Consider the following 6859-nt stretch of genomic DNA (forward strand, 5'->3'; position numbering starts at 1 on the left):
TGGCGGGACACTTGGGGGGAGATGCCGCGCGCCAGTACTCTTGAGTATTGGCGAAGTTTGCCGAACGTCCAGGCCAATTAGGCTCATTTTTTAAACAGATTTGGAATACCTGGCCGGCTGTTGAGTCCTCACCCTGTTGCCAGCTGGTGCAGCAGGCTCAGGGTTTCCTCTATTACCCGTGCCTCGCTGTAAAAATGTGGGGACAGGCGGATACCGGCGCCGCGTTGTGCACAAATCACCTGCTCGGACCTGAGGTGCTGGAACAGTGCCTGATTATTCCAGCCGGCGAGGCTGAAGGTGACGATGCCGGCGCGCCGAGCCGGGTCAATCGGGCTATGCAGTGTGATGCCAGGCATGCCGGCCAGGCCGTCGAGCAGCCACTGCACGCGTTCCTGCACGGCCTTGCCGACCTCGACCATGCCGACTTCCTCGAGAAGCGACAGGCTGGCTTCCAGCGCCATGGTGCCAAGCATGTTCGGGCTGCCGCATTCGAAGCGCCTGGCCGAGTGTGCGGGTTGCCAGTCCTGGCGCAGGTAGTCGCCGCGGTGTTCGAGCATATGCCAGCCGTATTCATGCAGTTCAAGTTGGGTACGCAGGTCGCTACGGCAATAGAACACGCCGAGTCCTTCCGGGCCGAGTAGCCACTTATGGCCATCGGCCATGGCGAAGGCGCACTGGCAGGCCTGGACATCGAAGGGCAGGGCACCAAGCTGCTGGATCGCATCGACACAGAACAATACGCCGTGTTGCCGACAGCCATGGCCGAGGCGCTGCAGGTCCAGGCGCAGGCCGCTGGCGTATTGCACGGCGCTGATCGACAGCAGTCGGGTGCGTGGACCGCAGGCGTCGAGCAGCCTGGTTTCCGGGTCGCCGCCATGCAGGTCGACCTTGATCACCTCGACCCCTTGTGGTTCGAGTGCCTCCCAGACCACGCGGTTGGAAGGGAACTCCTCGTTGCTGATCACCACCTGATCGCCCGCATGCCAGTCCAGGCCGAAGGCCACGAAGGACAACGCTTCCGAGGTGCTTTTGACCAGCGCGATATCGTCGCTGCAGGGGGCATTGAGCAGGCGCGTCAGACGTTCGCGCAGGCTGTGCTCGACCAGTAACCAATCTGCGTAGTCGCGAGCGCCCACCTGGCTGTTCAGTTCGGCAAAGCGCGTGACCGCCCGCACGGCGCGCCGTGGCCAGGGCGCGACTGCGGCGTGGTTCAGGTAACGGAGACCGGGAACTTGCGGAAACTCGTCATGAATGCCGTGCATGGTCGGATGATCCGTGCAATTTTGCGTTAGTTAGGCATAATACTCGGCTTCGATTTTCGACCTCTTAGTCCTTCTTATGCAGAATGAACCCCGTAAGGTCCGTGAGTTTCGCCGCCGCGAACAGGAAATTCTCGACACCGCGTTGAAGCTGTTCCTTGAGCAGGGTGAAGACAGCGTCACTGTCGAGATGATCGCTGACGCCGTCGGTATCGGCAAAGGCACCATCTACAAGCACTTCAAGTCCAAGGCGGAGATCTACCTGCGCCTGATGCTCGACTACGAGCGCGACTTGAACGAGTTGCTGCACTCGGCCGACATCGATCGTGATAAGGAGGCGTTGTCGCGCGCCTACTTCGAGTTCCGCATGCGCGATCCGCAACGCTACCGCTTGTTCGACCGCCTGGAAGAGAAGGTGGTCAAGGGTAACCAGGTGCCGGAACTGGTCGAGGAGTTGCACAAGATTCGCGCCTCCAACTTCGAGCGCCTGACCCAACTGATCAAGGGCCGCATCGCCGAAGGCAAGCTTGAAGACGTGCCGCCGTATTTTCATTATTGCGCGGCCTGGGCGCTGGTGCATGGTGCGGTGGCGCTCTATCACTCGCCGTTCTGGAGCAATGTGCTGGAAGATCAGGAAGGGTTCTTCCAGTTCCTCATGGACATCGGTGTGCGCATGGGCAATAAACGCAAACGAGACACCGAGACGCCGACTAGTTGACGGTATTCGGCCCATTGATAGCGCATACAGTGCATGTGCCGTAGTGGATTGCGGCGATATACTCCGGGTAATGTTAATCGGAGTGCCCCATGATCGTTGATCGCCAAGGCAGACGTTTTCGCAACCTGCGAGTGAGCCTGACCGCTGCCTGCAATTATGCCTGCACCTACTGCGTGCCCGATGGCAAACGCCTGGTCGCGGCGCAGGACGAGCTGTCGGCCGAGGCCATGGTGCGCGGCGTTGCCTACCTGATCGAAGCCGCAGGCATCGAGCGCTTGCGCATCACCGGCGGCGAGCCTCTGGTCAGCCCGAAGCTGGAGGCGTTTCTGCGCGGCGTCAGCCCGCTCGGCTTGGCTGACATCAGCCTGACCAGCAACGGCCAACTGCTCTCGCGCAAGCTGCCGTTGCTGCTGGAAAACGGCATTCGCCGCCTCAACGTATCCCTGGATACCCTCGATCCGGTTGCTTTCCGCAGCATTGCCCGCGGTGGTGATCTGGCCACCGTGTTGGCTGGTTTGGACGAAGCGCATGCCGCCGGCATGCGGATCAAGCTCAACATGGTGCCGCTGCGCGGGCAGAACCTCGATCAAGTCCTGCCGTTGCTGGATTACTGCCTGGAGCGGGGGTTCGAGCTGCGCTTTATCGAGCTGATGCGCATGGGTCATCTGGCGCGCGATGGCAACAGTTTCCTGCGCCAGTTCGTCGGCATGCCCGAGCTGTTGGCCATGATCGGCGAACACCACGACTATACCCAGGCCGATGCGCCGGTGGATGCCACCGCGTTGCGCTACGAGATTCCAGACCAGGGCTTTTTCGGGGTGATTGCCAACGAAAGTGTGCCGTTCTGCCGGACTTGTTCGCGTTTGCGCCTGTCGTCGACCGGCTGGCTGCATGGCTGTCTGTCGTCGAGCAATCGCCATTATGTCGGCGACCTGCTCGATAAACCACGTCACCAGGCTTTGCCGGCCTTGCAGGGGTTGCTGGTCAAGGCGCTGGGTGACAAGCAGGAGGTTGCCTTTTCCGGCGGCGTGACCGTCATGAAGATTATTGGAGGGTGAGCGTCGCAAGCCAGCAACCGCAAGTCGCAAGAGGGGCATGCGAGGTCTCCCGGCCTGGAGCTTGATGCTGAAATTATGGCCGACTTCCCGATTGCCTGTATCGAACCGGTATTCCGCCTGCCCAGCGAGGCCCATGCGCTGATTCTGCCGGTGACCAACGGCTGCTCCTGAAGCAATCGCACCTTCTTCGATTGGTTACCCCGAAGACTTTTCCTGGAAAAATCAACCGCTTATCGATTTTTCAACGCCTCGAAAAGCTACTCCATCCGTAGGTCGGCCTTATGCATTCTGGTCATTAGATTCTTGCCACCTAATTTCCAGGCGTGAAAATTATTTCCGAGATGCATTTCAAGACCGTATTCGAGTTCTCTCATCGTGAGTTCCGGCCCTTTGTTGTGAGGCTTTCTGGAGCTCGATACGCCCTTCCAGTCGTCGTTACTGAGCGCGGTGTCCTGGATCAGTATCGTTAGATATATGCATCTAAAGCGACGAATGAGCCGATCCTGGCAAAACGCGCGACCTTCGCCATCCAGCTCCCCGCGGCCCGGCGACATGCAGCGGATGGCCGTAAGGCCATCCGCTGCGTTGCGATACTCAGCGTTCTTGCGTGGGCGCAGTTTGGACGTGAGCCAGATGACCTGTCTTTACCCAAAGCCTGCAACCTTGCGCGCCAGTCTTCGCCCTGAGCGCTTCGCCATCGGGTAACCGCAACCATGACAGCGCGCTGAAGTCTTCGATTGCGTCGTTGAACGTCCCATCCAGTACCAGAATTTCAATACCGCCAGGCACTTCGAGGGAGATCACCGAGTTGGGCTCCCAGCGTTCCAGGCGCACCTGCTCACGCCCATCACGAAACAGCGGGACTTCAGCCACGCCCGGCCTGTCCGCCACGGGCAGGAACGACTGTCTGCTGGTATCGACCCGCACCTGGGTGCGGTCGTCCGGGGCGAACTGCCAGAGCTTGACGAAGATGCTGCAACCCTTTGTCGAACGCGGAGTATGGCGCGAGGTCGGCGGATTGCGAACATACGAACCCGCCGGGTAATCGCCGCGCTCATCCTGGAAGACGCCGTCGATCACCAGGAATTCTTCCCCGCCATCGTGCGTGTGCGGGGAAAAATAACTGTCGGGGGCATAGCGGACGATGGTGGTGGCGCGCGCCACCTCGGCCCCTACTCGATCAAGCAGGCGACGTTCGACGCCGGGCATGGGGGAGGGAACCCAGGCGAGCGACGCGGCATGCACCGCGGCTCGACGGTTGAAATCGGCATTCAGTTGCATATCTGCTCCCTCCGCTCACGAATAGGCAATTGCTGGGCCTGGCCGCAACCCGTTTATGCCAGCTGATCAGATGCTGAAGTTCTCCCGGGATCTTGAGCTTGACCAAGTCGGCAAAGAGGAGACCGGCAAAGGCGGTTATTGAATCACCCCTAGTTCCGTAGACACCTCCATGCCTCATAATACGGCCCATTAGGAGATGCCATGAGCAACGCGCGTTATCCCGAAGAATTTAAAATAGAAGCGGTCAAGCAGGTGACCGAACGAGGTCTGCCGGTGGCCGAGGTAGCTGCTCGTTTGGGCGTGTCGACACACAGCCTGGACCCATTGCCAACCTAGCTACTAGGTCAGAGTCGAACAGATTTTCAGCTTTTAAACCTAGCTCAAGTCACCCCCCTCGATTCCAATTGGCTCCTTTGCTTCTAGCGGAGTAAAACGTCACTTGCGGCACTATTCTGGTCTGGATTTTTGCGAAGTGTATTGCTGTCGCTATGTCTAAAGATATTGAGGCACGCTGCAACGGGGGATCGATCACGGCGTGGCAGGTGAAGATTTAGGATGTGGTGTTTTGCTCGTCCCCCAAAAAATCCTAAAGTCGGGTCCCTGAAAATCAGCGTTGCAGCGATGGTTTCAGAGTTTTAGGACCCCGTTGAGCTCGGTGGATATGTCATACCCAGGAGCAGAAGAAAATCAGCGCCCGTAATGAGCGGGAGTTGCTGGACGAAATTCGCCGCGTTGGCGAGCGGCTGATCGTGCGGCGGGTGTTTCTCGCCGGTGGGGATGCCTTGGTGATCTGAGCGGGCAGCATGCCGATAACTCGGCGCGTCTGATGAATGCTGCGCAACCGGAGTTCCTCTCGACCCTGGTGGTCAATTTCCCCCAAGATTAGGCGCGGTTTCGCCAGGCGTTCGCCGATTATCAGCCGTTGGGCCAGTAGCAGTTGTTTGTCGAGGTCGGGCGTCTGTTGCAGGGCCTGGAGCTGCGCGACACGATGTTTCGCAGCGATCATGCCTCCAACTATCTGGTGCTCAAGGGCAACCTGGGTGCAGGCAAGGAGCGTCTGTTGGCGCAGGTGCACGCGACCATCGAACAGCCGTAGGGTGCCGGGTTGCGTTAGGAGTGGCAGCGCGGCCTGTGATGGCGTGGAACCTGCATTACTGGCCTGTCCGCCGGTATTCCGTCACCGGCAACGGGAGGAGAGTGATGCGCAGTCTGATATTAATCCTGGCGTTGTTGATCCTGGGTGGCTGCATGAAGGTCAGCGACCTGGCCGATGGCGCCACCTATCAATTGCGCGATGCCGGTTTTCTCGATCACGGGAAAACCGAGCGCCTGGCCTCGCGGCGCCTGCAGCAGGACTCTTTCATCTACATCGCCCAGGGGCACTTCGTTCCGCCCGGCGCGGCCTATCCGCGACCGAATGTGGTGGCGGAAGAGGCGTTCAAGGGGTTCGTCGAGTATTTTCCAATGGTCCGTCGGGCGCGCAGCCCGGCCGGCCTGGAGGAGGCCATGGAGCAGGCGCGTGGGGCCGGCGCGCATTATCTGCTCTACAGCCGCTTCGCCTATGCCGATGATCGCATCGGTACCGGGGAGGAGTGGACGGATCAGCAGGCGCTGGACCGGCTAGGCACTGACCGTAGCGTCATTCAGCTGATGCTGATCGAGACCAATACCCGTTATCTGGTCGATAGTGCGCGGATTCGCAATCGCGGCGGCTTCCTGACGTTCTATGATGCCAAACCAGAAGATTTGCTCGGTCCGCCGCTGCGCGACTATGCCCGCAGCCTGATTGGCCTGAGCCGCTAAGGACACTCGTATGACTAACCCAGGCAAAGCCGGCGACCTGCTGGCACAGATCCCCAAGAGCGAGACGCAGGGCTTGCCGCCCGTGCACCTGTGGAACCCGGACTTTTGCGGCGACATCGACATGCGCATCGCCCGCGACGGCAGCTGGTTCTATATGGGCACGCCGATCGGCCGCAAGCCGATGGTCAAGTTGTTTTCCACCATCATCCGTCGCGATGGCGACGACTACTTCCTGATCACCCCGGTGGAGAAGGTCGGCATCCAGGTCGACGATGCACCCTTCGTTGCCGTCAGTCTGCAGGTCGACGGCGAGGGTGAGGCGCAGGTGCTGCGTTTCACCACTAACGTCGAGGAGGAGGCCGTCGCGGGCGCCGAGCATCCGCTACGCGTGGCACTTGATGAGCAGACCCAGGAGCCGGCGCCCTACGTGCATGTGCGCAGCAACCTGGAGGCGCTGATTCACCGAAATGTGTTCTATCAGCTGGTCGATCTGGCGGTGCCGCGCGAGATCGACGGCCAGATATGGCTGGGGGTGTGGAGCAGCGGGCAGTTCTTCCCGATCGGGCCGCAGCCTTAGGGTTCGGCTATAAGAGCGAGATCGTAGGGTGCGCCGTGTGTTCAGCCGGGAGACATAGGTAACAGGTGTCGGGAGACATAGGTAACGCATTTAGGCTTACGGAATCTTTCGAATGAAGGGAGTTCGAGCGATGCCGTGGCAGGAGTGCACCACCATGTCGATA

At 59.9% G+C, this 6859-nt stretch carries 6 protein-coding genes and 3 pseudogenes; 7 read left to right on the forward strand and 2 right to left on the reverse strand.

Annotation, left to right across the window (positions count from 1 at the left end):
• Positions 1-128 precede the first annotated feature (128 nt).
• The gene (locus R3355_RS08805) at positions 129-1262 is read right to left on the reverse strand and encodes an aminotransferase class V-fold PLP-dependent enzyme (RefSeq protein ID WP_318960872.1); all 1134 of its coding nucleotides are present in this window, start codon (positions 1260-1262) and stop codon (positions 129-131) included.
• Between the two features lie 76 nt (positions 1263-1338).
• On the opposite strand from R3355_RS08805, the gene R3355_RS08810 reads away from it, so the two are divergent.
• The 3 genes and pseudogenes from R3355_RS08810 to R3355_RS08820 all read left to right on the forward strand — a co-directional run.
• Positions 1339-1977 (forward strand): TetR/AcrR family transcriptional regulator, encoded by a 639-nt coding sequence (locus R3355_RS08810; RefSeq protein WP_318946512.1) that lies wholly within the window; start codon positions 1339-1341, stop codon positions 1975-1977.
• A gap of 89 nt (positions 1978-2066) precedes the next feature.
• Positions 2067-3035, forward strand: coding sequence for a GTP 3',8-cyclase MoaA (locus R3355_RS08815; RefSeq protein ID WP_318960873.1), 969 nt, complete (start codon positions 2067-2069; stop codon positions 3033-3035).
• Between the two features lie 75 nt (positions 3036-3110).
• Positions 3111-3203: pseudogene (locus R3355_RS08820) on the forward strand (radical SAM protein); the annotation flags it as partial.
• A gap of 426 nt (positions 3204-3629) precedes the next feature.
• On the opposite strand, the gene R3355_RS08825 reads toward R3355_RS08820, so the two are convergent.
• A complete protein-coding gene (locus tag R3355_RS08825) occupies positions 3630-4316 on the reverse strand; it encodes a cupin domain-containing protein (protein WP_318960874.1) in 687 nt (228 codons plus the stop codon).
• A 201-nt stretch (positions 4317-4517) separates the two neighbouring features.
• On the opposite strand from R3355_RS08825, the pseudogene R3355_RS08830 reads away from it, so the two are divergent.
• The 4 genes and pseudogenes from R3355_RS08830 to R3355_RS08845 form a co-directional block, all read left to right on the forward strand.
• A pseudogene (locus R3355_RS08830) lies at positions 4518-4634 on the forward strand (transposase); the annotation flags it as partial.
• A gap of 347 nt (positions 4635-4981) precedes the next feature.
• Positions 4982-5412, forward strand: a pseudogene (locus R3355_RS08835) (hypothetical protein); the annotation flags it as partial.
• Between the two features lie 104 nt (positions 5413-5516).
• Positions 5517-6119, forward strand: a complete 603-nt coding sequence (locus tag R3355_RS08840; protein ID WP_318960875.1) for a DUF4823 domain-containing protein — start codon at positions 5517-5519, stop codon at positions 6117-6119.
• Between the two features lie 10 nt (positions 6120-6129).
• The gene (locus R3355_RS08845) at positions 6130-6696 is read left to right on the forward strand and encodes a DUF1285 domain-containing protein (RefSeq protein WP_318960876.1); all 567 of its coding nucleotides are present in this window, start codon (positions 6130-6132) and stop codon (positions 6694-6696) included.
• The last annotated feature ends 163 nt before the right edge of the window (positions 6697-6859 follow it).

The organism is Pseudomonas sp. (assembly GCF_033723075.1).
Lineage (GTDB): Bacteria > Pseudomonadota > Gammaproteobacteria > Pseudomonadales > Pseudomonadaceae > Aquipseudomonas.